The organism is Massilibacterium senegalense (assembly GCF_001375675.1).
GTDB lineage: Bacteria > Bacillota > Bacilli > Bacillales > Massilibacteriaceae > Massilibacterium > Massilibacterium senegalense.
Map to the genome: position 1 here is coordinate 1,204,944 of NZ_LN831786.1, position 26,316 is coordinate 1,231,259.

Consider the following 26,316-nt stretch of genomic DNA (forward strand, 5'->3'; position numbering starts at 1 on the left):
ATTATTCCTCACCTTCTAAAATTAACATCGCATCTCCAAAACTAAAGAAACGATAACGTTCTTTGACTGCTTCTTCATACGCATGCAAGACGTTTTCTCTTCCTGCTAACGCACTAATTAACATAATAAGCGTTGATTTTGGTAAGTGGAAATTCGTAATCATTCCATCAATTGCTTGAAACGAATATCCTGGATAAATAAAAATAGTTGTCCAACCGCTTTCTTCCATAAAAGTTCCGTTATGTTTGGACGCAATCGTTTCTAATGTCCGCGTAGACGTAGTACCTACTGCAATAATTCGTCCACCACGTTTTTTTACTTCATTTAGCTTATCCGCTGCTTCTTTAGACATTTGATAATATTCACTATGCATCGCATGGTCTTCAATCTTTTCTGCACTTACAGGTCGAAACGTACCTAATCCAACGTGAAGCGTAATAAATACTTCTTCAATGCCTCGTTCTTTTGCTTCTTTTAACAATTCTTCGGTAAAATGAAGACCAGCAGTTGGAGCAGCTGCAGACCCTTTTTCTTTCGCATATACCGTTTGATAACGGTCTTTATCATCTAATTGTTCTTTAATGTAGGGCGGAAGGGGCATTTCTCCTAATCGGTCGAGTAGTTCGTAAAAAATACCATCATAAGCAAACATAAAGTCTCTTCTTCCATCTTCCCCAACATACGTGCAAGTCGCTTCTAACAAGCCATCTCCAAATGTAAGCACGGTTCCTTCTTTCACTCGTTTGGCAGGCTTACATAATGTTTCCCATCGATCATTTCCTTGTTCTTTTAATAACAATACTTCTACTTTTGCACCCGTTTCCTTTTTTACCCCAAATAACCGGGCTGGAATGACACGTGTATCGTTGAAAACAAGGCAATCCCCTTTTTTTAAGTACGATAAAATATGTTTAAACGTATCATGTGTGAGCTTTCCTGTTTTTTTGTCTAATACTAATAAACGAGAAGCAGTCCGATCTTGTAGCGGTGTTTGTGCAATTAATTCTTCTGGTAAATCATAATCAAATAACTCGATATCCAAAAAAGTCACCTTCTTGCAAAAAATTAACGAAATCGTCCTAAAATCATAAAAATTAACGATAAAACGATACTAATGATAATACTCGTTACAATCGGAAAATAAAAGGTCGTATTTCCTTTTTTAATTAAAATATCTCCCGGAAGTTTCCCGATAAACTGAATAAATATTCCGACGACAATCATAATAATTCCAATGGTTATAAAAAGCTTTCCGAATTCACCCATTTTTTGGTTCCTCCATTTGAAAATGGTCATACGCTAATTTCGTAGCAATTCTTCCACGTGGCGTACGTTTAATAAACCCAATCTGTAATAAATATGGCTCATATACATCTTCAATTGTATGAGATTCTTCGCCAATTGTTGCAGCAATTGTATCAAGTCCCACTGGCCCACCGTGAAATTTTTCAAGTAAACTCTTTAATAATTTATGGTCAATATAATCTAGTCCTAAACGGTCTACTTGCAAAAGTTCCAATGAATAGTCTGCCACTTCTTTCGTAATATTTCCATCAAAACGCACTTGTGCAAAATCTCGTACCCGTCGTAGTAGACGGTTTGCAATTCGCGGTGTGCCTCTAGAACGGCGGGCAATTTCATATGCTGCTTCTTTTTCTATTTCCACTTCAAAAATATGAGCAGTTCGTTCTACGATTTGTGCTAATTCTTCCGGTGTATAATATTCCAAATGTAAAATGACACCAAATCGGTCCCGAAGTGGCGCGGTAAGAAGCCCAACACGTGTCGTTGCTCCTACTAACGTAAATGGTGGTAAATCTAGTCGAAGCGAGCGCGCTTGCTCACCAGAACCAATGACAATATCTAAACAAAAGTCTTCCATCGCTGGATATAATACTTCTTCAATAGACCGGTGTAGTCGATGGATTTCATCAATAAACAATACATCTCCTGGTTGTAAGGAAGATAAAATCGCTGCTAAATCACCTGGTCGTTCAATCGCAGGTCCACTCGTTGTTCGTAACTCCCCGCCCATTTCATTGGCAATAATCGAAGCGAGTGTCGTTTTCCCCAGTCCAGGTGGTCCGTAAAGTAACACATGGTCCAACGCCTCGCTTCGCATTTTCGCCGCTTCAATAAAAATCGTTAAATTTTCTTTTACTTTCTTTTGCCCAATATATTGTTTTAAAAACTGCGGTCGTAATTCTAGCTCATACTCTTCCTCATTAGAAAAAGACTCCCCAGAAATGATGCGATCCTCCACTATTCTCCCCCTCTCTTATTTCAACATTAATTGTAGTGCTCGTTTTAAATACATATCTGTTGTGCCCGTTTCTTGTTCGAGCGTTGGTGTAATTTTTTTAATTTCTCTTTCGCTATACCCTAATGCTTTCAATGCTTCTATTGCTTCTTTTAACGCACTATTTTCTTCCGTTTGAACTGGCACCATTATTTCGGTTGTCGCAGCACGGAATAAATCAGGTGCTAAATCATCCAGTTTTCCTTTTAAGTCTAAAATAATTTGGCGTGCTGTTTTTTTTCCTACGCCAGGAAACTTCACTAAAAATTGTTCGTTTTCCTCTTCAATCGCCTGCACAATATGTTCCGGGTGACCAGACGCTAAAATAGCAAGCGCTCCTTTCGGTCCAATGCCTGATACTTGAATCAATTTTTGAAATAACATCTTTTCTTCTCTCGTTTCAAAACCGTACAGGGTAAATTGATCTTCTCTTACGTAATGATATGTATAAATAATCATTTCTTCATGCATATATTTTTGAAATTGGTAATTGTTCGGACAACGAACTTGGTACCCGATCTGCTGATTGTCCAGTACAATATATTCAGGTGTAATATAAACTAATGTTCCTTTTATATAATCAAACAATGTGAATGTCACGTCCTTTACGATAGTTAACCCATCTTTATTGTACCATAAGGGATGGAGCAAAAAGTTTTTGCACAAAAACGAATGTACGTTCTTTTTTCATTGTATCGTAAATTTCATCATTTGCCTATCATCTATTTATAAACTTCTTCCACGATATCATACTTCTACTTCTTTTCATTACAATGAAAAAGAGTAGAGAATCTCTCTACCCTTTTAACGATTATTTTCAAATGGACGTGCTGCTGCGTTCCCTAAATCATTCACGATGGCACGTATATCACTCGTCACTTCATCCATGGCACTACCGCGACGAAGTCTTGTATCCACATCACGAATTCGTCCGTTTAATTTGGAATCGGAAACGACTCTGATTTCATCTTTATTCGTCATCGTTTGGCAAATATTTCGTGCTTCTTTTTCTACATTATTCACATCGTTTCTTGTTGTATCAATTCCAACAAGTGCTGTATCCTCATATAGGATTACCGATGCATTTTTTACTCCATTAATTTGTTCGATTCTTTTTGCTACTTGCTCTGCTAAACGGCCGTCGTAGTCTTTGTAATACCCAATGTTTGTTGTGTCATTTCGACGCATTAACCGGTCGTCACGAACGTCACGAACAGTACGATCATTCGTATTAGGCCCAAAACTAGTGTTTTTATTGTCCGTTACGTCGTTATTTCGGTTTAACGCGTTATCATTGTTGTTTCGGTTTAGCGCATTGTCGTTATTATTCGTACAAGCTGCTAGACCACTTAAAAGCATCACAGATGATAAAGTAGCTATCATTGTTTTTTTCATTGTAAAACCCCCCTTCAATGCTTAATGTGGCATAAAAGAGGAGTTCTTAATCCATGAAGAAATTGGATACTATTTCGAAAATTTTGGTGGTGTTGCTGCAAGATTTCGTTTATGCTCGGAACGTTGATGTAATCGTTCGATAATTTGGCGATCTTGTTCTGGAATTTCTTTTCCTTCTAGAAAATCATCAATTTTATCGTAGGTCGTTCCCATCTCATTTTCATCTGTTTGTCCTTCCCAAAGACCTGCACTTGGAGGTTTTACGATAATATCTTCTGGGACACCTAATGTGATTGCAAGTTCCCGTACTTGACGTTTTGTATAATGAACGAGTGGTAAAAGATCACATCCACCATCGCCAAACTTTGTAAAATATCCTGTGTACCATTCCGCCGCATTATCCGTTCCAACAACTAAATATCGATAGTTGTTTGCAACTGTATAAATCGTACTCATTCGCAACCGAGCACGCAAATTGGCATCCCCTAGTTGACGAGTATCTTCTTTCCAATCACCTAGCGTGTTAATTCCCTTTTCCACCCGAGAAAAAACAGCATCATGTGCTTCTGTTAGATCAATCGTCATATTTTTAATGCCGCATCCTTCTACTACTTTTAACGCATCGTTAGCATCTCCAGCATGACTTTTACACGGTAAAATCACACTTAACGAATCATTAGGAAATGCTCGCTTGATTAAATACGCAATAACTGCTGAGTCAATACCACCACTTAATCCAACAATTAATCCTTTCATTCCTGCTTGATGTACTTGTTCTTGTAACCATGTTACTAACTTGTCAACATGCGCCTCCATACGTCTACTCCTTTTTATCGAATCGTTTTCTTTAGTTTAACACAATTTGCATAAATATTAGAGGCTTTCCCTTTTTGGCGTTTCCAACAAAAAAAAGACGATTCCTTTTGAAATCGTCGCTACACTTCTTCTTCCTCTTCCTCTGCTTCTCGGTAAGGACCTGGTTGCGGAGAAGCTGGATATGGTTGTTGTACCGATTGCACCGGATATCCGTATGGTTGTGGCATCGGTGGATATGGATACATAACAGGCGGATAACCCATTGGATTTGGACCACCACATCCGCACGGTGATGGCATTGGGGTTGCACCGCCGCATCCACACGGAGAAGGCATCGGATATCCTACGAATGGATGATGTGCGGGAACCATAGGTGGAAAACATTCCGGATGTGGTGGATGATAAGGCATCATCATAGGTGCAGCAGGTACTGGTTGCTGAACTGGTTTCATTGCTTCTAAAGTCGGAAGCTGCGGCATAGGTGGTACTTCTTCTGCCATTGGTAATTCTTCTTCTACGCACATTTCTTTTTCTGTATGCCATATTTCTTCCATAGACGGTAAACTTGGTAATTCTGGCGGTGTGAACGGAGCAACAGGTGCTGGTGCTGGCGCAACTGGTGGCACCTGACATTCTTTTGGCGGCATCATAAGATGTGGTTGGTAGTACACATAGGGCTGCATTTGGTATAAATTCATCGACAAATACGGATGATGCATCGTTGGTGGCATTGGTTGTTTTGGCAATTCCGGAAATTCTAGTTTGATTTCTTCCATCACCTTTTCTTTTTTCACTTCTTTGACAACTTCTTCTTTTTTCACTGGCACTTTTACCGTTGGAACTTTCACCTTCATTCCAGGCAATAACATTTCCATGTTTGGAATATGCGTGTTTAAACTCTTTAATTGTTCCACATCGATTCCGTATTTTTTTGCAATTTTATAAAACGTATCACCTTTTTGGACGATATGAATTTTCAATCTTTTCCCCTCCTAGATGGGCAGGTAGTTTTATCATTTACACGATATGCGAGCAAAGGGGAAAAGATGACTATTAAGCAAATTGTAACATTCGACCAAGTGCTAATTTTGCTAGTTTTTTCGTTGGTTCTTCCACTTTAATTTGTTGAATCACGTTTCCTTCTTCCAACAATTCAAGAATCCATACTAAGTGTGGTAAATCAATCCGATTCATCGTTAAACAAGGACACATATACGGATTTAACGAAATAATCTTTTTATCTGGATGTTGTTTAATAAGACGCTGTACTAAGTTCATCTCTGTTCCAATCGCCCATTCACTTCCTGCTGGGCTATTTTCAATCGTTTGGATAATGTAATTCGTTGAACCTGCATCGTCTGCTAATTGGACGACTTCGTGTGTACATTCTGGATGCACGATAATCTTCATATTTTTATATTCATTCCGAACAAACTCAATGTTTTTTGTTGTGAATTTTTCATGAACGGAACAATGGCCTTTCCACAAAATAACCTTAATGTTTTCTACATTGTCCCCGTCAAACACTAATGTTTCTTCGATTGGATCCCAAATCGCCATTTCATCAAGTGCAACACCTAAATCATATGCTGTATTTCGTCCTAAATGTTGATCAGGCAAAAATAATAACCGTTTTTTTTGTTCAAAAGCCCACTTCACCATCGTTTTCGCGTTACTAGACGTCACAGTTGCCCCGCCATGTTTTCCAACAAACGCTTTAATTGCGGCTGTTGAATTAACATACGTTAACGGAATAATCGTATCGCCAAACGTTCGTTGTAATTTTCCCCAGGCACGTTCTGTTTGTTCGATATTCGCCATATCAGCCATTGAACAGCCTGCGCTTAGGTCAGGTAAAATAACAATTTGGTCTTCTTCCGTTAAAATATCTGCAGTTTCTGCCATAAAGTGTACACCACAAAAGACGATGTAATCTGCTTCTTTTCTTTCAGAAGAAAGTTGAGCCAATTTTAAGGAATCTCCAGCATCATCCGCAAATTGAAACACTTCATCTTTTTGGTAATGATGACATGGAATATAGAGACGACTTCCTAATTTTTCTTTAATCTCTTTTACACGTTGTTCCATTTCTTCTGCTGACATGTTTTTATATTTTTCTGGTAATAATTCTTTTTGAAAAGCATCAAGCACGTTGCTCATCTTTTTTTCCCCCTCTTACATTAAAACTAATATCTAATGCTTGCACAGAATGTGTTAAAGCCCCCATTGAAATATAATCTACTCCTGCATATTGATAATTCGAAAGCGTTTCTAACGAAATACCTCCAGATAATTCCGTCGTAATAGGAGCTGGTATTTTTGCTTGAAATGCTGTTGCTTGTTCCGGAGAACAGTTATCAAACATAATAATATCTGCTCCCGCTCGGATTGCTTCTTCTAATTCTTGTTCCGTTTCAATTTCAACTTCAATTTTTACCATGTGACCGACTGATTGTTTTACTAGTTCTACTGCTTTCATAATGCTTCCGGCAAATTCAATATGATTATCTTTAATCATCACACCGTCATACAGACCGAAACGATGATTTACTCCACCGCCACATTTGACAGCATATTTTTCTAACATCCGAAGACCGGGTGTTGTTTTTCTTGTATCACAAATTTTTGTTTTACTTTTGCCCAATGCTTGCACCGCTCGATGCGTCATCGTGGCAATCCCACTCATGCGTTGAATGAGATTCAAAATAACTCGTTCTGCTGTTAATAAATGTCTCATCGGCCCTTCTACTATCGCGATTTGTTCATATGCACGGACAAAGTCTCCGTCCTTTTTTAATAAAGTCACCGAAATATCGTTCGAAAATAAAGTGTAAGCAGTACGAATAATTTCCTCCCCTGCAAAAATACCGTCTGCCTTTGCTAAAAAAATACCAGTTCCACGTTCTGTTAACGGAAATATTGCTTCACTCGTTACATCCCTTTCTCCGATATCTTCTTCGTAAAAAGATGCAAGCATCGAGCGTAACCGAATGATATTCATTCTTCTTCGTACGAAACGCTACGACTTCTCTTGTTGAAGTTGTAGCGTTTCGTACTTCCCCCTTTCCTCATCCCCTCATGGATGTTTTTACACGTTAGCATACGCAACATGATTTACTTCTTTTATGATAAATCGTTGCTCATCTTGTTCATTTTGTTGTGGGTAATCCGAACGGTAATGGCCACCGCGACTTTCTTTTCGTTCTAGAGCTGATGTTGTAATTAAGTATGCAATTTGCGCCATATTAAACCGTTCATACGCTTCTTTAGAAAGCCTGAAAAAAGCTCCTTCTTGTTGATACGGTTGCAACCATGTTTTCATTTGTTGTAACAATGTTTCCGTCCGAACTAATCCGACATGTTGAAACATCTTTTGTTGTAATGTTTCGATGGAAACGAGCGGGATTGAACATTCCATTACTTCTGGCAACTCATACGGAACAGACACTTCCGTACTTTTTTGTAAAATACTCGTTTTACATTGTTCTGCAAACACAATCCCTTCTAGAAGCGAATTGCTAGCTAAACGATTAGCGCCGTGAACACCTGTGCAAGCTACTTCTCCAATCGCATATAAACGTTCGATATTCGTTTCCCCATATTCATTTGTCAAGATCCCACCCATGAGAAAGTGAGCACCTGGGACAACTGGTACTTTTCCTTCCGTTAAATCAACATTAGCTTGTTGGCAAAGCGATGTAATCGTTGGAAATCGGGAAGAAAAATGATCAATCATTTTGATGTTTAAATAAATTGTTTCTCCCTTTGATGTAAATTCAAAAATTCGACGAGCAACAATGTCTCTTGGTGCTAAATCTTTTAATGGATGAACCCCTTCCATTATTGGTTCCCCATGTTCATTTTCTATAACCGCACCTTCCCCGCGAACAGCTTCACTTACAAGCCCAAAACATTCTCCATTTTGAACGAGCATCGTCGGGTGAAATTGAATAAACTCGAGATCAGCAAGTTGCACTCCTGCACGATAGGCCATCGCAAGACCATCCCCAACAACAGTTTCTGCATTAGATGTAATAGGATATAGCATGCCTACTCCACCCGTCGCCAAAACAACATGGTCTGCTTCATACACGATAGGTTGGTCGGCTTCCGTTTGCGCCCAAACACCGACACAACGTCCATTTGATACAATTAATTCTAATGCTTGTGTCTGTTCTTTAATGGTCGTATGTGTAGCAACTTTTTCATGAAGAGTTTTCACAATTTCTTTTCCAGTTTGGTCTCCACCTGCATGTAAAATACGCCGAATTGAATGCGCTCCTTCTTTTCCGCGAAGAAAGATACCATTTGAATCTCTATCAAAAGGAACACCTAACTCCAATAACTTTTCAATCATAAAAGGTCCCTTTTTCACAAGTAACTCCACTGCTTCTTCTTTGTTATGAAAGTTTCCAGCAGTAATCGTATCGTAAAAATGACTCGTCCAATCATCATCATCCGTCGTTACTGCAGCAATTCCACCTTGTGCTTTCCATGAGTTACTGTTTTCCCATTCCGACTTTGTGAGAATTATCACATTCTTATGATCGTGAAGTAATTCTGCTAACATTAAAGCAGAGATTCCCGAACCGATAATTAACACATCGGTTTTTATCGCTTTCATTTTCTTCCCCTTCTTCTATGTTAATTTACATATGTCTTGACACATATGTTTACACATAATTAAACTAATGACAAGTGTTTTTTATCTGAAAGAAGGGAAAAAATCATGTATTTTGATTATGGGGCGACAACACCAATGAGTAAAAGGGCGTTAGATGCCTATCAAATGGTAGCTGTTCGTTTTTATGGAAATACTAGCAGCCTTCATGAGGCCGGAGTAGAAGCAAGCCGATTGTTAGAAGTAAGTCGAAAAAAGATTGCTTCTTTTTTACACGCGCAAGAGGATGGGATATACTTTACAAGCGGAGGAAGCGAAAGTAATCGGTTAGCGATTCGCTCCATTGCTTATGGACAAAAAAACCGTGGAAACCACCTTATTACTTCTTGTTGTGAACACCATTCTGTCCTTGAAACATGTAAACAACTAGAAAAAGAAGGGTTTTCTGTCACCTATCTTCCTGTTAATCCAAATGGACGTCTCGAAGTAGAAACAATTCGTAACGCTTTACGAGAAGATACGATTTTAGTAAGTCTTGCATATGGCAATGGAGATATCGGAACGATGCATCCTATTTTACAAATTGGACAACTTTTACACGAAAAAAACGTGATTTTCCATTGCGACTGTGTTCAAGCATTTAGTAAAGTAGACATAGATGTAACACGAGATTATATTGATAGTTTATCCATCTCTAGCCACAAAGTGTACGGACCTAAAGGGGTTGGCGCTTGTTATATCGCCCCGCATATCCATCTTGTCTCGCAACATCCAGGCGCGACACACGAAAAAGGCTTTCGAATGGGAACGATTGATACACCAGGAATTGTATCATTTATTTCGGCTTGTGAAGAGCTATTTCAAAGTGATGCATATCGGAATCATCTGCAAGAAATGAGAACGTATTTTTTAAACCAATTAGAAGCACTTCCATTTGCACACACAATCGAAGGAGACAAAGAACATAGTCTCCCCCACGTAATAGGGATCCGTTTTCATGGCGTTGAAGGCCAATGGTTGATGATTGAAGCTAGCAGACAAGGGCTTTATTTTTCTACTGGATCTGCTTGTCATGTCCATTTGCAAGAACCGACACCAACCATGACCGCTTTAGGCCGCACAAATGAAGAAGCATTTGAATTTATTCGATTTACGTTAGGAAAACAGACGACCAAAACAAAAATCGATCAAGCAATTCAACTACTGAAGGAACAACTCGTGCGATTTTTTAAGGAGTGAAAAAAAGTGAAAATATTAGGTGATGAACGAAGAAAATTAATTGTAGAGTGGCTAAAAGAAACAGAAGAACCAATCACCGGTGGTACGTTAGCAGAAAAAACAAAAGTAAGTAGACAAGTTATTGTCCAAGACATTTCATTATTAAAAGCAAAAGGAGAACCGATTATTGCTACTAGTCAAGGATATGTATATTTACGATTACAAAAAGAACAAACAAACCATCGTCGAGTTATCGCTTGTTTCCATAAACCAGAAGATACGAAAAAAGAATTATTATTGCTAGTGGATACTGGTGTAACCGTGTGCGATGTATCAATTGAACATCCTATTTACGGTGACTTAACTGCTTCCCTACGAGTAAGTAGCCGATTACAAGTCGAACAATTTATGAAAAAACTCGAAGAAACAAACGCTGGACTATTATCTTTATTAACTGACGGTACCCACCTTCACACCATCGAAGCAGACAGCGAAGAAAAATTAGACGCCGCTTGCCAATCTCTAAAAAAAGCAGGCTTTTTATTATAAAAAGCGGAGATGGGCTTGAATACTAACAAAAACCACCATCGATATTTCTTTTTGTAGAAATGGATGGTGGTTTCTTTATTTTATATGCACTGCTTGCCGTTTAAAAACAGGATAGCTCCCTAAAATTTTCACGCCACATCCGAGTGCTTCTAGTTCAGCTTTTACCCCAGGGATTAAAATATCATCCATTTTCATTTCAACATCAATAACGAAAAAATAGTTCCCAAGTCCTGTTTTTGCTGGCCTTGATTCAATTTTCGACAGGTTTAATTTTCGCCATGCAAAAGCAGATAATACTTGATGAAGTGCTCCTGGATAATCTTTTGGCAACGTTACTAAAATAGTGGTTTTTTCGCTCGTTTGATTCGTTTTTTGCGGTACTTGCACGTGTTCACGATGAAGCACAACAAAACGAGTAACGTTATTTTCATAATCATGCACATTGCGATGGATAATGGACAAATGATACTCATCTGCTGCTAGTTCGTTTGCAATCGCAGCAATGCATTGCTCTGGATGTTCTTCTACATACTGAGCTGCTGCGCCTGTAGAATTCATATATTTTATTTGAATGTTCGGATAATTTTCTCGTAAAAAACGATGGCATTGCGCGATTGCATGCGGATGGGATAATACCACTTCCGGGTCCTTTTGACTATCTTTATTCGCTGGATGCACCATAAAATGTTGTTGAATTGGAACGTGGATTTCTCCAACAATCGGTAATGGTTGTTCGTGAATTAAATAATCAATCGTTAAATTAACAGATCCTTCAATGGCATTTTCTAACGGTACAACTCCGTATTCGACTTCTCCCCCCATCACAGCATCGATACAACGTGGAATGGTCTCATATGGGATTTTTTCTGTTTTTTCAAATACTGTCATAACCGCCATTTCTGTGAATGTCCCTTTTGGTCCTAAAAATCCTACTTTTGGATATGTCATCTTCATCCCCCTTTTTCTTTCTACATGCCTGATCCGATAACTTTTACAGAATTTACTGCATCTAGTAGTTTGATTTGCTCGATAAACTCTGAAAATTGCTTCATCTTACTTACATCAAGGGAAACCGTAATACTTGCTTTTCCTTGCAGAGGAATCGATTGATTGATGGTAACAATATTACCATGATACGTAGCTACAATCGAAAGTAATGTCGATAACGTGCCAGAACGATGATCTAATTCGATAAATAAACTAACGAGTTTTTCTTTTACAATCATCTGAAATGGGAAAATGGCATCGCGATATTTATAGAAAGCACTTCGACTAAGACCCACTTGCTCCACTGCTTCTAACACAGATGAAACTTCTTCTTTTTCGAGCAATTCTTTTGCTTGTAATGTTTTTTTCATTGCATCGGTTAATAATTGTTCTTTAATTAAAAAAAGGCGTTCCTGTTTTTCCACCAAAAAACCCCTCCAGTAAAATAAAACGTCCATAAGCAGTGTGATACTGCCTATGGAAAGTTAGACATATGATCCGAATTAACATAACGTCCTATTTTTCATTTTACATACATTCCGATAGACTGGCTGTTAATCAATAAAATCAAACTCAATTTTACCAAGACGAACCGTATCACCATCTTGGGCACCTAGTTTTCGTAACGCATCATCAAGCCCCATGGCGCGCACTTGTCGTGAAAAACGACGAACGGCTTCATCGCGTTCAAAATCGGTCATCATATACAGACGTTCGATTGTTTCACCAGTTACGACCCAAGCGCCATCGCTATCACGATGAATCGTAAAGGGTGCTTCTTCCTCATGTTTGTATACAACACGAACGGATGCATCAAAATCATTTCCTTCTGTATCCCTCAATAGCGGGAACGCTGGTGTTGTTTCTAACAAATCCGCTATCTTAAATAATAACTCGCGTGTACCTTGATGGGAAATCGCAGAAATAGGAAAAATCGGCACATCGTCCCCTATTAGCTCTTGAAAACGTTGTAAATTTTCTTCACTTCCTGGCATATCCATTTTATTCGCAACGACTACTTGTGGTCGTTCTAATAACCGAAGATCATATTGTTCTAACTCTTGATTAATTTTCACATAATCTTCGTACGGATTGCGTCCTTCAAAACCGCTCATATCGACAACATGCACAATCACGCGAGTTCGTTCAATATGACGTAAAAATTGATGTCCTAGACCTGCACCTTGATGTGCTCCTTCTATTAATCCGGGTAAGTCAGCCATCACGAAACTACGGCCATCATCTGTTTCTACTACCCCTAAGTTTGGTGTAATCGTTGTAAAATGATAATCAGCAATTTTAGGTTTTGCTTTAGAGACAACGGATAAAAGCGTAGATTTTCCAACACTCGGAAACCCGACTAATCCAACATCTGCTAACACTTTTAATTCTAGCTGCACGTACCGTTCTTGACCAGGCTCCCCTTTTTCTGCTAAATCAGGAGCTGGATTTGCTGCTGTTGCAAATTTTGTATTTCCGCGACCACCGCGACCGCCTTTTGCAATAATTGCTCGCTGTCCATGAGTGGTTAGATCTGCTAGCACTTCTTTTGTATCGTCGTCTACAATAATCGTCCCAGGTGGCACTTTTACGACTAAATCTTCTGCGCCGCGACCGTGCATATTTTTTGGCATACCATTTTCGCCTTTTTTTGCTTTAAAGTGTTTTTGGTAGCGGAAATCCATTAACGTACGTAACCCTTCCTCTACTTCAAACACAACGTCCCCACCACGACCACCATCACCGCCGGCAGGGCCTCCTTTAGGTACAAACTTTTCTCGGCGATAGGCAACCATTCCGTTTCCACCATCGCCTGCTTTTACATATATATTGACTTGATCGACAAACATCGTATCCTCCTCAGTCGCATTTTGCTTCTAGTTTCAATTCAAATCCATTATTCGTTACTTCATAATGGATTATACGTAACGGAGATGCATTTTGCGTAAAATATTGGTCTATGTCTTGAATGTTTCTTTCTCCTTCAAATTCATATTGAACGTAGAGCGTTCCATTCGTACATTGATAGAAAAGATACAATTCATTTTCCCATTGTTGGTTCTCTTGTTGATCAATTCGTTGAAACAAATATGATTGAAAATCATAAAGCGATTGATCGAGACACATCATCGTACAAACATCTCCAACGATTTCATAATCGAGTTCAAAAAAATGAGACTCATAAGAAAATGTTAATAATTGTTCTGCTACTTGTGGCATATTTAAATTACATAAATGAGCATCATTTTTAGCTTTTACAATAATATCATCGATAATTTGTTCGATACGGTCACAATGGTTCAATGCTAAATTTCCTTTTATTAATTGAATTTGATTCAAATAATCATGACGAACGTGGCGTAACAATTCCACTGTAGACCAATTTTTTCCCATTACACATGCTCTCCTATCATTCAATTTATAACGATTATACCAAAGTTAAGGCTAAGAAAAAATAGAAAGAGAATAGAAAAAATCGTTCTTACCAAACCTTTTTCTTTTTTTATCTTTCACTTAAAAGTAAAAATAAAACTCTGACTGAGAACAGCCAGAGTTTTATTTTTACGCTTCTTGTGCTTCTGGATATACGCTAACTTTTTTGCGATCACGACCAAAACGTTCGAAACGTACCACACCATCTACTTTTGCGTATAATGTATCATCGCCACCGCGACCTACATTTTCACCTGCGTAAACTTTAGTCCCACGTTGACGGTAAAGGATTGACCCACCTGTAACGAATTGACCATCTGCACGTTTTGCACCAAGGCGTTTTGAAATCGAATCACGTCCGTTTTTCGTACTACCTACACCTTTTTTCGATGCGAAAAATTGAAGGTTTAATTTTAACATTTGTTCCACCTCCTAGTTTTCTTTTATTTGTATGAACTTCCCGTACTCTTCTTCAATCGATTTTAGCGAGACAATCATTCCTTCTAGTAACAATTGAACATTATCAAATGTTTCTTTCGAAAGATTGTTCGGAACATCACAACGGATAAATCCACCATCTTCTTCTATATCTGTCACAAGGTTGACCCCTGTTAAAGTGTGAATAGCATTAATGGTACCGATTGAAACCGCTGAAACGGCAGCGCATACTAAATCTTGACCATATGGCCCACTTTCAGCATGTCCACTCATCGCAAACGACTGAACAAACGTATGATTTTTTCGATTAATACGAATAATAACCATAATATTTCTGCCTTATTATGCGTTGATTTTTTCAATCACTACTTTTGTATATGGTTGACGATGACCTTGTTTACGACGGTAGTTCTTTTTCGCTTTCATTTTGAAAACAAGAACTTTCTTTTGACGACCTTGTTTTTCTACTTTCGCAGTAACAGTCGCCCCTTCTACTGTTGGGTTACCAACTTTCACGTTGTCACCACCAACAAATAGAACTTCGTCAAACATTACAGTTTCGCCAACTTCTGCGTTTAACTTTTCTACGTAAATTGCTTGACCTTCTTCAACTTTAACTTGTTTACCACCAGTTGAGATAATTGCGTACATTCTAGCACCTCCCTAATATAAACTCAGACTCGCCTTCATCAGGTAGCATCTTATGCTTTTAAAACCTGTTCAGTGCGGTTGGAGCACAAATGGTGCTCGTAACGTATTAAATTTATCACTCCCAAATTAAAAAGTCAAGTTTATTTTTTACATAGGAAAGGAGTGTTTCTTTCGTATCAAAGCGACGAATATAATACGGTTTTTCTTGCTTTTCCTTCCGTGCTATAATCCATGTAAAAGTATCTTTCTTAGGAAATAGATGATGCTGTTCCTTTATCTTATCCCATATTTCCCCGTTCACTTCCACATATACAGCTTCTTCCTCTTCTTTTTGATACGCTAATGTTTGTAACAAATCTGTCAGGAAAATATCTGCTTCATATTTTTCTGCGATTGTTTTCACGTCTTCTTGTGTTTTTTTTCGCGTTACTTCAAACAAGCCTAAAGGTGTAAATCCAATACATTTTACTTGGACTATATCTTTTTTTACTTCCTCTTCTAACATATGGTGTACTTGTCGTTGATGTTCTTTACTTTTCATATTAATGAAATCGATAATAATGATGCCAGAAAGGTTTCGTTTCCGCATTTCTTTTGCGATTGTTTTAGCTGCTAGCATATTCGCCTCTACTGCCGTTCGCTCCATGTTTTCTTTTCCTATAAATTTTTTCGTATTGACATCAATCGCTGTTAACGCTTCTGTTTTTTCTATGACAAGACTTCCGCCATTTTGCAACCAAACATGGCTCGATAATAACTTTTCTCGTTCCTTTTGTAGCTGATACCACGATTGCATGGACGCTTGTCCTTTATAAATTTCGAGGGTTGCTTCTGGATACATATGTTTCAATGTTTGATAAAAGGATGTATCATCTACTATGATTGGATGTTTTCCTTTCTCAATCCATTCTTGTACCTTTTTTTCCATAACGGTTAATCCAGCTTGTACCACAGAAGGGGATGGCATTTTGTTTGCTTTTTTTAACAACGAATCGAACGTATTTTTTAGTGTTTCGTATTCTGACTGAAGCCTTTCATCGGCAGCTTCCCTTGCTAACGTGCGAAACAACCCTCCTTCTGGTTCATTTAAAAACGTCTTTGCTAATCGTTCTAACCGTTCCCTGTCAGTTGACGATACCTTTTTAGAAACGGCAATATAAGGACGATAGGGAAAATAAATAAAATATTTCCCCGGAAATTCTAAAAAAGTTGTCACATATGCTCCTTTTGTTCCGATTGGTTGCTTTTTTATTTGTACGAGAATCGATTGACCTTCCGTCGCTTCTCCCTTCATCTCCGAGAAAGGTAAATACGCTTTCTTATCTGTGCCAATGTCGATAAAATACGCATTCATTCCTTTTACTTTTTTTTCTATTTTTCCTTTTACAATTGTCCCTTGTGGCATCTCGTCATCTTCGATTAACCATTCTACAAGTTCTCCATTTTGCATGACAAATGCTTGTCTTTTCGTTCCGTATGTTTGAATAAGTAATCCGTCCATTGCTAGTCTCCTTACTGTTCTTTCCTAGTAAAATAATCGTGTAACAATTTCTTTTCGTTTATTATTTCTTTTTGTTTCCTTTGTTTATATTCACAAAAGCGATCTTTATATAACCATTTTAACCGTTCATAAATGGAGACATTAGTTTGATGCGTAATTAATTTTCTTTTTCGTCGTATTTTCTCCATTTGATACCGTTCGAATAAAAACATTTGAAATAAAACAAATCTTTTTTTCCAATCTAGCCAAACAGATACGAGCAAGAATAAAATCATCATCCAAAAATTTAATTGCTTCGGGACAACGAACAACACAATCCCTGTTAAACAAAGCAAAAGAAGAAAAGAAATACGCAACGTTTGTTCAAACGCACGGTGATACGGCTTACGATAGGAAAATAATAGCAACATGATTTTCCCACCGTCTAACGGATAAATAGGCAATAGATTAAAACAGAACAACGAGAAGTGAATCATCATTTGGACATCCCGATATGGAAAAGAGTCTGGAAGAAAATAAAAAATCGCGATAACCCAGACATGTTGAATTGGTCCTGCTAGCAATACAATCCACTCTTGTTTAAACGGACGGTTTCCGTATTCCTGTAATTTCACTACTCCGCCAAATGGCATTAATTCTATTTTTTCGATTACATAACCAAAACGATAAGCAGCATAAAAATGTCCCCACTCATGTAGCAATACAGCCATCATTAAAAAACATAAATAATAAAAAGAACCGGTAAGAATACTGAAGAGGATAATGATAAAAAAAAGGGGGTGGATGTGCAAATGACGAAAAAAGAAAACCCAACTATTCAAGAAAGAACACCTTCTCTGGAGACTCCCATTGTCCCTCATGTTTCAAGGCAACAAAAAGAAGATTGTCCTTTGATTTCCCAATGTACTCCCCTTTTTGAATAAACGAATACATTGGCACGTCACATTTATCTATATGCCCAATCCACATTTCACGATTATTTTCTAATTGAATGATTACTGTCTTACCGTACTGATTTTGGTTCCCACAAAACAAAATAAATCCATTTGCCGGATTTTGAATAACAGCTTGATTTGCTACTTGAACCCACCATCCTTGTGTCGTTTTTTCTACAATAGTGCCAGTCAAAAATGGTGATTCTTCTGCTACTTGTACGACATCCGTATATTTCCCATCATCTTGTAGTAAAAACGGGACAGCAGAGCCAAAAACAGATTCATATGTTTGTTTAAATGCTAAAAAAGGAAATTGTTGCGACATGATTCGATGCATCCATTGCTTATCAAATGTATCTTCATAAAAAGCAATCAATAAACAACTAAACAAACAGAAACTAGCCAAAGATTGAAAGAAAAACGGGTGTCTCTTTTTCTTCATTTGAATCACTCATCTCCATCTCTTATCTTTTTTCAATATATGAAAAAAAGAAAAAGTTATGAATGAACAAATGAAAAAAGAAGGTTATCTTCCTACTAACCTTCCTTGTTTGACTACTATGTTATTTTCGCATCCCGAAAAACTTTTTCATCTTTGTAAAAAAGCCTTCATCTTTATCTTCTAATGTCTGAAGTGGTACAGACTCACCTAAAATACGACGGGCAATATTGCGATACGCAATCCCTGATTTTGTCGACGGATCTAATGCGACTGGTTCTCCTTTATTTGATGCTTTTATCACTTCTTCGTCATCCGATACAATGCCTAATAAGTCAATGGCTAAAATGGAAACAATTTCTTCTACGTCAAGCATTTCACCATTTTGCATCATATGATTACGGATACGGTTCACGACCAATTTTGGTGACTCTACTTCTGATTGTTCTAACAAGCCAATGACTCGATCTGCATCACGAACAGACGCTACTTCCGGTGTTGTCACAACAATCGATTTATCTGCTCCAGCAATCGCATTTTTAAACCCTTGTTCGATTCCTGCAGGACAGTCAATTAACACATAGTCATATTCTTGTTTTAATTCTAAAATAATTGTTTTCATTTGCTGTTCATTTAAAACTGATTTATCTTTCGTTTGCGCTGCAGGAAGTAAGTATAAACATTCAAATCGTTTATCTTTAATTAATGCTTGTTGAAGACGGCAGCGTTCTTCTGCGACATCGACTAAATCATAAATGATTCGATTTTCCAATCCCATCACTACATCTAAATTTCTAAGACCAATATCGGTATCTATTAAACAAACTTTTTTTCCTGATAACGCTAAAGCTGTCCCGATATTAGCCGTTGTTGTTGTTTTCCCAACGCCACCTTTTCCTGACGTAATCACAATGGACTCTCCCACGCGACATTCTCCTTTCTTAAGAACGTGCAAACTTACAATCTATTTATTAGTATACTAAAAAGCTTTATAAAAAACAGTGATTCTTTGTTCAATTTATGCTGAAATTTTGTAACGTTTGAATTCGATCAATGACAATTTGTCCAGTTTCTTCGTCAATAAATGCACATTCACTTTCTCTCATTTCAATTGTTGAGTAATCAGGAGCACGACTGACTAAATCTGCAATTCGGAGTTGAGTTGGTCGCATTTGACCCGCCACAATCTTTTTATCTCTTTTTCCTGTCATCCCTGCATGAGCAATTCCTCGAAGCGCCCCAATTATGTATATATTTCCAGTTGCTTGGACGATTCCCCCTGGGTTTACGTCCCCTACTAACAATAAATCTCCTTCTACTTCTAACACTTGACCCGAACGAATCATTTTTGTAACAGAGACAATTTGTTTCGCTTTTAACAACTCCTCTGCTTCTTGTTTAGAAATAACATTAGAATAGATTTCTTGTACGACTAGTTTATTTTTTTTCCGGATAATATTTTTTAATGTTTCTTGTTCCTCATTCGTTAAATATCGGTTACCAACATGAATATTCACCGTTACAAGTGAATACTCCTCATCTTCTGGAACGGTGACTGCTAATTTTTCTTCTAGTTCTTGTAACAATTCATCAAAACGACATTGATCATCTAAATTTAACGTTAATCCATCTTTCGTTCCTTTCATGATGATATATTGCTGCTTTTTAATCATTAAGAGGTTCACCTCATCATCTAATTATTCAACAATTATTTGTGTAGTCCTTTAACGTTCATCTTCAATTTTTAGTTGTTTAAATAAACGATATAAATAACGACTCATCGGAAAATAAATGATTATTAAAAAACAGCTATTCAAAATTAACGTTGGGAATAACCTTATTTTCAAAAAGACTGGAAAAGAAATCGTAATAAATCCAAGAAAATGATAAAAATAATACAATCCGATTTCCAGTAATCCTAATCCGATAATCGTTCCTATAAAAACGGTTAGTAAATTTGGTTGTAAAAAGCGAAAGATGAATGCAATCAAATACGTTAAAACGAGTAATAAAAAAATATTAATTCCAATAATACCTGTATGAATAAAATCCAACAAAAAACCAAAAACGAGGGCATAGAGTAACCCACGTTTTCTCCCTAAAAAAGCCGTCATTAAAAAAATGACAACGACAACAAAATGAGGGACAAGCATCGCTTCAGCACCGAAACGTTCTGGCGAGAACACTTGCATGACTGTACTTTCCACAATAAAAACAAAAAATGTAAGAAGGGGGAGAAAATATTTTTCCATGTCTATTCCTCCTCTACTTGCTCAGGTTCATTTCCAATTGTTTGCGCAATTCGCTCTGTTACCATAACATGATCAACATCATATAGATCTGCTGCTGGTTCAATCAGTGCAGTTTGCGTTAAACCATAATCATCGGGGGTCACTTTTTTAATTTTCCCAATGACAAGTCCTCTAGGAAACGTTCCACCAAGTCCACTCGTTGCCACAATTTGTCCTTTTTTAATTTCAACATCACTCGGGATTTTCGTCATCACGATTGCTTTTTTTTCTGTTTGATATCCTTCAATTAATCCAAATGCTCGGTCATTTCCTTCCACTACTGCAGAAATTCGATTGGCTCGGTCAATATCACTAATTAATTGTACAGTAGAAGAAAATTGGGATACATCTTTCACTTTTCCAATTAAACCTTTGTTCGTAATAACCGCCATATTTTTTTCAATGCCATCTTTTTGACCTTTATCAATCGTGAGAAATTGATGCCATTCTTCTGGCGAACGCGCAATGACAAGCGCATTTCTTACTTTATATTCGCGAAGTGTTTCGTCTATATTAGCTTGTTCCCGTAAGTCTTCATTTTCTAACGTTAACTCTGACACTTTTACTGACAAACTAGCATACTCATCTAATTGTTTTTTTAATCGTTTATTTTCTTCATATACACGATTAATATCACGGACATTTTCAAAGAAACCCGCTACATAATCAGCGGGCTTAGTGAAGATGGACTGTACCCATCCAACGCTATCTTTCATTAATTGTTCCGGCCACGTTAACTTATCACGATCTCGCATCGACAAACCGATCAGTGCCACTAATAAAATGATGCTCGCAAGCAGTAAGATTAATTTTTTATTAGAGAAAAATTGTGGCATGATTGACACCTACTTACTATTTTAATTTCGTTTCCTTAATCCTGATTTATTCATTAAATGAAGATTTTCTAACGCTTTTCCTGTTCCAATTGCGACACAATCTAACGCATTTTCAGCAACGATTACTGGAATTTTTGTTTCTTCACTTATTACACGATCTAAACGGTGTAAAAGTGCCCCACCGCCGGTTAAAACGATTCCACGATCCATAATATCTGCCGCTAATTCTGGTGGTGTTTTCTCTAATGTGTTTTTTACGCCGTCCACAATCGCTGTCACTGTATCACGTAATGCACGTGCAACTTCTTCTGATGTAATCGTTAATGTTTTTGGAAGACCTGAAACTAAATCACGACCACGAATATCCATTTTTTCAATTTGTTCAGGTTCTCCAGCAGAACCGATTTCAAATTTCACCGCTTCAGCTGTCCGTTCCCCAATCATTAAATTATATTCCTTTTTCACATATTGAATAATTGCATCGTCCATTTCATCTCCACCAACGCGGACCGATTGACTGGTTACAATTCCACCTAATGAAATGACTGCTACTTCGGTAGTACCACCACCGATGTCCACCACTAGACTTCCTGTTGGTTCCCAGACTGGTAATCCAGCACCAATCGCTGCTGCAAATGGTTCCTCAATGGTATATGCTTCTTTTGCACCTGCTAATTTTGTTGCATCTTCAATGGCACGTTTTTCAACGGCAGTAATCCCAGATGGCACACAAACCATCACATTTGGTTTCCGTGCAAAAATATTACGTGTTTTTTGTGCCTGTTTAATGAAATGTTTCATCATCGTGGCAGTAGTATCAAAATCGGCAATGACCCCATCTTTCATTGGACGAACAGCTACAATATTTCCTGGTGTCCGACCAATCATATTTTTCGCGTCGTTTCCGACTGCTTCTATTGTACCTGTATCTTTTCTGATCGCTACGACAGATGGTTCACGCACGACAATTCCTTTCCCTTTTACAAAAACAAGTGTATTTGCTGTTCCTAAATCAATACCCATATCTCGAGAAAATCCACCAAACATTTATGTCTCTCCCTCTCTTATCAACAAAAACTCATAGATTTTATTATACTTAAATTTTTTAAAAAATAATAGTACTAGATATAGCCTTTTTCTTTTAAACTAATAAATTTTTGATCACCGATGACTAAGTGATCTAACAATTCAATGCCTAAAATTTTTCCACATTCCACTAATCGTTTTGTTACTTCAATATCTTCTCTACTCGGAGTTGGATCGTAGGATCGGGTCTCCCCTTCCTCAGAACCGTACGTACAGTAGAGTAGGCAAAAGGTCTTTGCCCCTCTCAGAACGGAGCGTGCAAGTTTCCCTGCACTCCGCTCGCCAGTCATGAAAAAACGATTTATCTCATTCATCCTTACGTATCGTTATCCTTTTCTTTTCATACCGATTATATACCTCTTTTACCGAAGTTTGATACTTTAATGCCAACGTCTTTACTAACGATAATTGCAAACAACGTTCAAACGTCCGCATCTTCATTGGCGTCGTAGTATGAGAAAAGTAATCAGATAAACGCATATATTCGTTTCGAAACAATGCAACGATTTCATCGTCTTGTTTATGCATCCACTTTTGTTGTGGGATAATTCGATGTTTTGGACAATAAACATGTAATTGTTGTTGCACATACACGGGACAAGCCATAATAATCATATTCCGTTTGGCTGTTAGTGATATGCGGTAATTGGCAAAACGAATGATTGTTTTTCCTACATGCCCGCCAGCAATACGACAATAAACTTTTTGCTTTTTATACCGGCTCTCTAGCAATTGTTTACAAGAAACAAAATCCTTTTTCCTTCCTTTAATGGCAACGATACATGTATCCTCTATTCCATCATACCATATGATTTGGTTTTCCTTTTCATATTCCTTCCTCTCTTGGAAAAAGAATAGTTGCACTAAAAACTGTTTCAACGGTCCGTCGCGCCTTACTTGTAGATAATGATGGATGAATGGATACAAATCTGCATCCTGTAACGATTGAATCGGTTTTAATAACTGAGCATTTGGAATATGCTCAAACGTAACGACATAAAACCAATCCCACTGCTCCAACGATTGTTGTTTGAACGCATCCATCATTGTCTTTTTCGTTTTCCTTCGGATGGAAAAAAGTTGCTCTAACCATTGAACAAGAATAGATTCTGCTAATTTTTGAATAAGAAAAAAGTCTACATCTGTTAGTTTCGTTTTTTTTTTCTGTTTTTCGGGTGTCCAAGTAAATGGACCATTCTGTAATAACATTAATAATTGTTTCGCGATGGCTTGATTAGGACCTTGTTTTTGCATTATTTTTTGAATGAGTTTCTCGTATTCATTCCTTCGTTTTATCATGACCTACTTCCCTTCCCCTACCAAATGGTCAGCGACACACATTACAGTTCGCCTGTGCTTCCACGATTACCGTAAAAACATTGAGTACTATGAAAGTTCCGTTACCATAGGATATTTCCCTTAGGCAATCCCATGTTCCTTTTCATTCTTTTTAGAATGTGTCCAATACGACATATAAAAACAATCGTGCAACGTAGGTTTTCCACTCATATCTTTGATTGAACGATTCGTTCAACGCTTGGTACACTTGAGGTTCGTTATGCGAAAGGCGAACATAACCTTTATACCAGTGAGCATCTACTCGCTAGATATTGGAATTCAAGCAGTATAGCCTTAACCATATTGCACAGAGCTTCTTTCATGCTATTGTCCCCTTTCTTTTTCAAGTCTAGGTAAGAAAGTTGCTCTCAAAGTTTCCTCAAGAACTTTGGTCTGCTACACAGACAATTTTTATAAAAAGTGACATGGCGCACCCTTTCGATGTATACGGCTCGCTAGTAAAAACGAGGACGTCGTTTTGGTTTGGGAACGACAACACTGCGAGGCCACGCTCGTTTTGTTTTTTGCAACGTACTCCGCTTTTTTTGCATGATTGTTTTTAGAAAACTATAATACCAAAGGGATTCTACATGTTTCGGGATACGATTCGTCATATATGAAAGTTCTTTTTTCATCTTTTCATACTCTTTTTGATAGCAAGATACAATAAACGATTCCTCTTCCTTTAAGAAATACACGCGTGCTTTCGGATAAAAAGGACGTAATGAACCGTAATGGTACTGTTTCATAAACAATTCTAAAAACGAAAATGTTGGTCGAAACGTATGTTCTTTCGAATCAAATCTGGCATGTAAAAAGGATGGCTTATATCTCGTTATCTTGCTTTTCATAAGCGGTAAAAACTGCATCATCTTTGTTTCTAATTGTTTTGCTTCTTGAATCGTTCCTTGAAGCACTATCACCCATTCGGTTTGATAACGAACCATCGACACAAATGTAGCCTGTCCTTCTAACCATTGCTCTATGTGCCCATGCACGAGCTCGCAAATAAGGCGATGTAACGTTTTCGATGGTCGTTGTAAACAAACGTATAGAAGGGAGAGAAACCTTTCATCCTGCACGTATAAAGGGAAAAAAGTGAAAAGAGTGGACATCCATTTCGTTTCTGAGGAAGTCACATGTAGATAATAAGTTCCTTTTAATTGTTTGTAGGTAAGAAGCGCCAATCCTTTTGTGGTCGAGTGGCGGCGGAGTAACGTAGGAGCAAAAAGCGTAGATAGCAAAAATGTCACCGCTTGCAGGCAAATAGGGGCGACAGACGAACGAATAAGCGCTCGGAATTGTTTTTTTTGTAACATATCGCATACTTGCTCAATCTCTTCTTTAGAACCGTTCGTTACCGTATAAAAAGCTGGCTTGCATAACAGGCGATACACATCATACACAGGCCGTTGTCGTTCGTGTACTTTTGTCATTTGAGTTAGTTTTAAAAAAGGATTGGTTGTCAACTTCATGACTCCTTTTCTTGTCCTGTTTTTACCTGTTTTCCTTCCCCGTGCTAAACCGATTACCGGCAAACGTTGGGTACTATGAAAACTCCGGTACCATAGGTTTCCCCTTAGGTAATCCCTGCCTTACAAAAACGAATAGAAGCGTGATGGGTAGGTGGTCCTTTCGATCGTTTGTCAAAGACATGTAGAGAAGAAAGCTGTGTAACGGACAAAAACGGCGATTTATCGTTATTCTTCTCCATCCCGTCCACTCGGGTACTTGATCTAGACTTCAGGCAGTTTAGCTTTCACCATACATCACTTAACATCCCTTTCATGCGAATGTCCCCGCAAGGTTTCCCTTTGTAAGGTAAGAAAGTGTGTTAAAGAACGTCACAGCTAGTTCTTGACTTAAAAGTCACTACTCGTTTTTACATGTGCAGGCGCACGCCGCTCGGATGATTATGAATACAAATGATCGAAGCTGCGGAACGTTTGTAAGCTTCTCGAAAGTAGGATAAGTATTTGGTGCTAATTTTTTATTACCATACTTTCCTCCAAACCGTACGTACATCTCTCAATGTATACGGCTTTCCATTTACCCTTTACCTTTTAAAAGATAAACTGTTTCATTGCATCATAGAATATTCGATCAGTTTTTCACTTTTTCTAGGATGCATGAAACTGGATAAACTGCTCTCCTTCGCCATGTAATAGGCTCTCCCTATCCCGGACTACTACGAGAACTCCGTTGCCATATCAGATAACTGACGTAGGCAATCCCCATTTAGATAAGTCGAAACATCGCGTTACATAGTAGCGGATGGGACGTTTGCTCGTTTCTTCTATCTAAAAGATGGTCGAAAGCGGATCACAACTTTTTTCTTGAAACCTTAAAGAAAGAAGCAACTTTCGTTCAGCGTTTATCGCTACCGCTCGCTGAAGGTCCACGGTCCCCCCTTAAGCTATCCTTCAAGCAATCAAGCTTTCATCCTTATCTATGTATCTCACCTCACCATACAAATCACTCGG

Annotated in this window: 30 protein-coding genes, 1 pseudogene and 1 other annotated feature; of the genes and pseudogenes, 2 read left to right on the forward strand and 29 right to left on the reverse strand. The window is 37.9% G+C overall.

Annotation, left to right across the window (positions count from 1 at the left end; genetic code table 11):
- Window position 1: 1 nt before the first annotated feature.
- The 10 genes from queA to nadB form a co-directional block, all read right to left on the reverse strand.
- Window positions 2-1,042: a tRNA preQ1(34) S-adenosylmethionine ribosyltransferase-isomerase QueA gene (queA, locus tag BN1372_RS09430; protein WP_062198861.1), complete on the reverse strand. Its 1,041-nt coding sequence runs from the start codon at window positions 1,040-1,042 to the stop codon at window positions 2-4.
- A gap of 23 nt (window positions 1,043-1,065) precedes the next feature.
- Window positions 1,066-1,266: a DUF2905 family protein gene (locus BN1372_RS09435; protein ID WP_062198863.1), complete on the reverse strand. Its 201-nt coding sequence runs from the start codon at window positions 1,264-1,266 to the stop codon at window positions 1,066-1,068.
- Window positions 1,259-2,263 carry a Holliday junction branch migration DNA helicase RuvB gene (ruvB, locus tag BN1372_RS09440; RefSeq protein ID WP_062198864.1) on the reverse strand — a complete coding sequence of 335 codons (1,005 nt, stop codon included), beginning with the start codon at window positions 2,261-2,263 and terminating at the stop codon, window positions 1,259-1,261. The genes BN1372_RS09435 and ruvB overlap by 8 nt, the downstream gene beginning before the upstream one ends.
- A gap of 15 nt (window positions 2,264-2,278) precedes the next feature.
- Entirely contained in the window at window positions 2,279-2,887 is a 609-nt protein-coding gene (gene ruvA, locus BN1372_RS09445) for a Holliday junction branch migration protein RuvA (RefSeq protein ID WP_062198866.1), read from the reverse strand.
- A gap of 216 nt (window positions 2,888-3,103) precedes the next feature.
- Entirely contained in the window at window positions 3,104-3,694 is a 591-nt protein-coding gene (locus BN1372_RS09450) for a YhcN/YlaJ family sporulation lipoprotein (RefSeq protein ID WP_062198868.1), read from the reverse strand.
- A gap of 69 nt (window positions 3,695-3,763) precedes the next feature.
- Window positions 3,764-4,510, reverse strand: coding sequence for an NAD(+) synthase (gene nadE / locus BN1372_RS09455; protein ID WP_062198870.1), 747 nt, complete (start codon window positions 4,508-4,510; stop codon window positions 3,764-3,766).
- 119 nt (window positions 4,511-4,629) lie between these two features.
- Window positions 4,630-5,490 carry a LysM peptidoglycan-binding domain-containing protein gene (locus BN1372_RS09460; RefSeq protein WP_062198872.1) on the reverse strand — a complete coding sequence of 287 codons (861 nt, stop codon included), beginning with the start codon at window positions 5,488-5,490 and terminating at the stop codon, window positions 4,630-4,632.
- A gap of 73 nt (window positions 5,491-5,563) precedes the next feature.
- Window positions 5,564-6,670 (reverse strand): quinolinate synthase NadA, encoded by a 1,107-nt coding sequence (gene nadA / locus BN1372_RS09465; protein ID WP_062198874.1) that lies wholly within the window; start codon window positions 6,668-6,670, stop codon window positions 5,564-5,566.
- Window positions 6,654-7,511, reverse strand: a complete 858-nt coding sequence (gene nadC / locus BN1372_RS09470) for a carboxylating nicotinate-nucleotide diphosphorylase (RefSeq protein WP_062198876.1) — start codon at window positions 7,509-7,511, stop codon at window positions 6,654-6,656. Before nadC ends, nadA begins: the two co-directional genes overlap by 17 nt.
- A gap of 87 nt (window positions 7,512-7,598) precedes the next feature.
- Entirely contained in the window at window positions 7,599-9,134 is a 1,536-nt protein-coding gene (gene nadB, locus BN1372_RS09475; RefSeq protein ID WP_074018174.1) for an L-aspartate oxidase, read from the reverse strand.
- 105 nt (window positions 9,135-9,239) lie between these two features.
- Between nadB and BN1372_RS09480 the strand changes: the two genes are divergently transcribed.
- Together BN1372_RS09480 and BN1372_RS09485 are read left to right on the forward strand one after the other, a co-directional pair.
- Window positions 9,240-10,370 (forward strand): IscS subfamily cysteine desulfurase, encoded by a 1,131-nt coding sequence (locus BN1372_RS09480; protein WP_082419011.1) that lies wholly within the window; start codon window positions 9,240-9,242, stop codon window positions 10,368-10,370.
- Window positions 10,371-10,376: 6 nt separating this feature from the next.
- Complete coding sequence (locus tag BN1372_RS09485; RefSeq protein ID WP_062198879.1) at window positions 10,377-10,898, forward strand: transcription repressor NadR; 522 nt, start codon at window positions 10,377-10,379, stop codon at window positions 10,896-10,898.
- Between the two features lie 75 nt (window positions 10,899-10,973).
- Here BN1372_RS09485 and pheA read toward each other — a convergent pair whose 3' ends face one another.
- The 19 genes and pseudogenes from pheA to BN1372_RS14710 form a co-directional block, all read right to left on the reverse strand.
- A complete protein-coding gene (gene pheA, locus BN1372_RS09490) occupies window positions 10,974-11,846 on the reverse strand; it encodes a prephenate dehydratase (RefSeq protein ID WP_062198881.1) in 873 nt (290 codons plus the stop codon).
- Between the two features lie 20 nt (window positions 11,847-11,866).
- The gene (locus tag BN1372_RS09495) at window positions 11,867-12,310 is read right to left on the reverse strand and encodes an ACT domain-containing protein (RefSeq protein WP_267902256.1); all 444 of its coding nucleotides are present in this window, start codon (window positions 12,308-12,310) and stop codon (window positions 11,867-11,869) included.
- A 129-nt stretch (window positions 12,311-12,439) separates the two neighbouring features.
- On the reverse strand, window positions 12,440-13,735 hold the full coding sequence (gene obgE / locus BN1372_RS09500) for a GTPase ObgE (RefSeq protein ID WP_062198885.1): 1,296 nt from the start codon (window positions 13,733-13,735) through the stop codon (window positions 12,440-12,442).
- Between the two features lie 10 nt (window positions 13,736-13,745).
- Window positions 13,746-14,279: a Spo0B domain-containing protein gene (locus tag BN1372_RS09505; protein WP_062198887.1), complete on the reverse strand. Its 534-nt coding sequence runs from the start codon at window positions 14,277-14,279 to the stop codon at window positions 13,746-13,748.
- A gap of 168 nt (window positions 14,280-14,447) precedes the next feature.
- Window positions 14,448-14,738 carry a 50S ribosomal protein L27 gene (gene rpmA / locus BN1372_RS09510; protein WP_062198889.1) on the reverse strand — a complete coding sequence of 97 codons (291 nt, stop codon included), beginning with the start codon at window positions 14,736-14,738 and terminating at the stop codon, window positions 14,448-14,450.
- A gap of 12 nt (window positions 14,739-14,750) precedes the next feature.
- The gene (locus BN1372_RS09515; RefSeq protein WP_062198891.1) at window positions 14,751-15,083 is read right to left on the reverse strand and encodes a ribosomal-processing cysteine protease Prp; all 333 of its coding nucleotides are present in this window, start codon (window positions 15,081-15,083) and stop codon (window positions 14,751-14,753) included.
- Between the two features lie 15 nt (window positions 15,084-15,098).
- Window positions 15,099-15,407 carry a 50S ribosomal protein L21 gene (rplU, locus tag BN1372_RS09520; protein WP_062198893.1) on the reverse strand — a complete coding sequence of 103 codons (309 nt, stop codon included), beginning with the start codon at window positions 15,405-15,407 and terminating at the stop codon, window positions 15,099-15,101.
- 15 nt (window positions 15,408-15,422) lie between these two features.
- Window positions 15,423-15,497 (reverse strand) — a sequence feature (ribosomal protein L21 leader region).
- A gap of 25 nt (window positions 15,498-15,522) precedes the next feature.
- On the reverse strand, window positions 15,523-16,908 hold the full coding sequence (locus BN1372_RS09525) for a ribonuclease E/G (RefSeq protein WP_062198895.1): 1,386 nt from the start codon (window positions 16,906-16,908) through the stop codon (window positions 15,523-15,525).
- 11 nt (window positions 16,909-16,919) lie between these two features.
- Window positions 16,920-17,729: a M50 family metallopeptidase gene (locus tag BN1372_RS09530; protein ID WP_062198897.1), complete on the reverse strand. Its 810-nt coding sequence runs from the start codon at window positions 17,727-17,729 to the stop codon at window positions 16,920-16,922.
- The gene (locus tag BN1372_RS09535) at window positions 17,722-18,285 is read right to left on the reverse strand and encodes a M23 family metallopeptidase (protein ID WP_147515364.1); all 564 of its coding nucleotides are present in this window, start codon (window positions 18,283-18,285) and stop codon (window positions 17,722-17,724) included. The genes BN1372_RS09530 and BN1372_RS09535 overlap by 8 nt, the downstream gene beginning before the upstream one ends.
- 121 nt (window positions 18,286-18,406) lie before the next feature.
- Window positions 18,407-19,207, reverse strand: coding sequence for a septum site-determining protein MinD (minD, locus tag BN1372_RS09540; RefSeq protein ID WP_062198901.1), 801 nt, complete (start codon window positions 19,205-19,207; stop codon window positions 18,407-18,409).
- Between the two features lie 88 nt (window positions 19,208-19,295).
- Window positions 19,296-19,955: a septum site-determining protein MinC gene (minC, locus tag BN1372_RS09545; protein ID WP_062198904.1), complete on the reverse strand. Its 660-nt coding sequence runs from the start codon at window positions 19,953-19,955 to the stop codon at window positions 19,296-19,298.
- 51 nt (window positions 19,956-20,006) lie between these two features.
- Window positions 20,007-20,534: a rod shape-determining protein MreD gene (gene mreD / locus BN1372_RS09550; RefSeq protein ID WP_062198906.1), complete on the reverse strand. Its 528-nt coding sequence runs from the start codon at window positions 20,532-20,534 to the stop codon at window positions 20,007-20,009.
- A gap of 2 nt (window positions 20,535-20,536) precedes the next feature.
- Window positions 20,537-21,409 carry a rod shape-determining protein MreC gene (mreC, locus tag BN1372_RS09555; RefSeq protein ID WP_062198908.1) on the reverse strand — a complete coding sequence of 291 codons (873 nt, stop codon included), beginning with the start codon at window positions 21,407-21,409 and terminating at the stop codon, window positions 20,537-20,539.
- 21 nt (window positions 21,410-21,430) lie between these two features.
- Complete coding sequence (locus BN1372_RS09560) at window positions 21,431-22,456, reverse strand: rod shape-determining protein (RefSeq protein ID WP_062198909.1); 1,026 nt, start codon at window positions 22,454-22,456, stop codon at window positions 21,431-21,433.
- Window positions 22,457-22,530: 74 nt separating this feature from the next.
- A pseudogene (locus tag BN1372_RS09565) lies at window positions 22,531-22,677 on the reverse strand (JAB domain-containing protein); the annotation flags it as partial.
- Between the two features lie 124 nt (window positions 22,678-22,801).
- On the reverse strand, window positions 22,802-23,794 hold the full coding sequence (locus BN1372_RS09570; RefSeq protein ID WP_062198911.1) for a group II intron reverse transcriptase/maturase: 993 nt from the start codon (window positions 23,792-23,794) through the stop codon (window positions 22,802-22,804).
- A 494-nt stretch (window positions 23,795-24,288) separates the two neighbouring features.
- Window positions 24,289-25,302 (reverse strand): hypothetical protein, encoded by a 1,014-nt coding sequence (locus BN1372_RS09575; protein WP_062198913.1) that lies wholly within the window; start codon window positions 25,300-25,302, stop codon window positions 24,289-24,291.
- 413 nt (window positions 25,303-25,715) lie between these two features.
- The gene (locus BN1372_RS14710; protein ID WP_230198847.1) at window positions 25,716-25,820 is read right to left on the reverse strand and encodes a JAB domain-containing protein; all 105 of its coding nucleotides are present in this window, start codon (window positions 25,818-25,820) and stop codon (window positions 25,716-25,718) included.
- Between the last annotated feature and the right edge of the window lie 496 nt (window positions 25,821-26,316).

What these genes read in the sequence shown, in the direction of transcription:
- BN1372_RS09505 (WP_062198887.1), bottom strand. Translation starts at nt 14,279, where the DNA reads ATGGGAAAAAATTGGTCTACAGTGGAATTGTTACGCCACGTTCGTCAT.
- BN1372_RS09515 (WP_062198891.1), bottom strand. Translation starts at nt 15,083, where the DNA reads ATGGTTATTATTCGTATTAATCGAAAAAATCATACGTTTGTTCAGTCG.
- mreD (WP_062198906.1), bottom strand. Translation starts at nt 20,534, where the DNA reads ATGGAAAAATATTTTCTCCCCCTTCTTACATTTTTTGTTTTTATTGTG.
- nadB (WP_074018174.1), bottom strand. Translation starts at nt 9,134, where the DNA reads ATGAAAGCGATAAAAACCGATGTGTTAATTATCGGTTCGGGAATCTCT.
- BN1372_RS09560 (WP_062198909.1), bottom strand. Translation starts at nt 22,456, where the DNA reads ATGTTTGGTGGATTTTCTCGAGATATGGGTATTGATTTAGGAACAGCA.
- BN1372_RS09480 (WP_082419011.1), top strand. Translation starts at nt 9,240, where the DNA reads ATGTATTTTGATTATGGGGCGACAACACCAATGAGTAAAAGGGCGTTA.
- nadC (WP_062198876.1), bottom strand. Translation starts at nt 7,511, where the DNA reads ATGAATATCATTCGGTTACGCTCGATGCTTGCATCTTTTTACGAAGAA.
- nadA (WP_062198874.1), bottom strand. Translation starts at nt 6,670, where the DNA reads ATGAGCAACGTGCTTGATGCTTTTCAAAAAGAATTATTACCAGAAAAA.
- nadE (WP_062198870.1), bottom strand. Translation starts at nt 4,510, where the DNA reads ATGGAGGCGCATGTTGACAAGTTAGTAACATGGTTACAAGAACAAGTA.
- BN1372_RS09570 (WP_062198911.1), bottom strand. Translation starts at nt 23,794, where the DNA reads ATGATAAAACGAAGGAATGAATACGAGAAACTCATTCAAAAAATAATG.
- BN1372_RS09535 (WP_147515364.1), bottom strand. Translation starts at nt 18,285, where the DNA reads ATGAAGAAAAAGAGACACCCGTTTTTCTTTCAATCTTTGGCTAGTTTC.
- BN1372_RS09435 (WP_062198863.1), bottom strand. Translation starts at nt 1,266, where the DNA reads ATGGGTGAATTCGGAAAGCTTTTTATAACCATTGGAATTATTATGATT.
- minC (WP_062198904.1), bottom strand. Translation starts at nt 19,955, where the DNA reads ATGATTAAAAAGCAGCAATATATCATCATGAAAGGAACGAAAGATGGA.
- BN1372_RS09525 (WP_062198895.1), bottom strand. Translation starts at nt 16,908, where the DNA reads ATGGACGGATTACTTATTCAAACATACGGAACGAAAAGACAAGCATTT.
- rpmA (WP_062198889.1), bottom strand. Translation starts at nt 14,738, where the DNA reads ATGTTAAAATTAAACCTTCAATTTTTCGCATCGAAAAAAGGTGTAGGT.
- rplU (WP_062198893.1), bottom strand. Translation starts at nt 15,407, where the DNA reads ATGTACGCAATTATCTCAACTGGTGGTAAACAAGTTAAAGTTGAAGAA.
- obgE (WP_062198885.1), bottom strand. Translation starts at nt 13,735, where the DNA reads ATGTTTGTCGATCAAGTCAATATATATGTAAAAGCAGGCGATGGTGGA.
- BN1372_RS09450 (WP_062198868.1), bottom strand. Translation starts at nt 3,694, where the DNA reads ATGAAAAAAACAATGATAGCTACTTTATCATCTGTGATGCTTTTAAGT.
- pheA (WP_062198881.1), bottom strand. Translation starts at nt 11,846, where the DNA reads ATGACATATCCAAAAGTAGGATTTTTAGGACCAAAAGGGACATTCACA.
- mreC (WP_062198908.1), bottom strand. Translation starts at nt 21,409, where the DNA reads ATGCCACAATTTTTCTCTAATAAAAAATTAATCTTACTGCTTGCGAGC.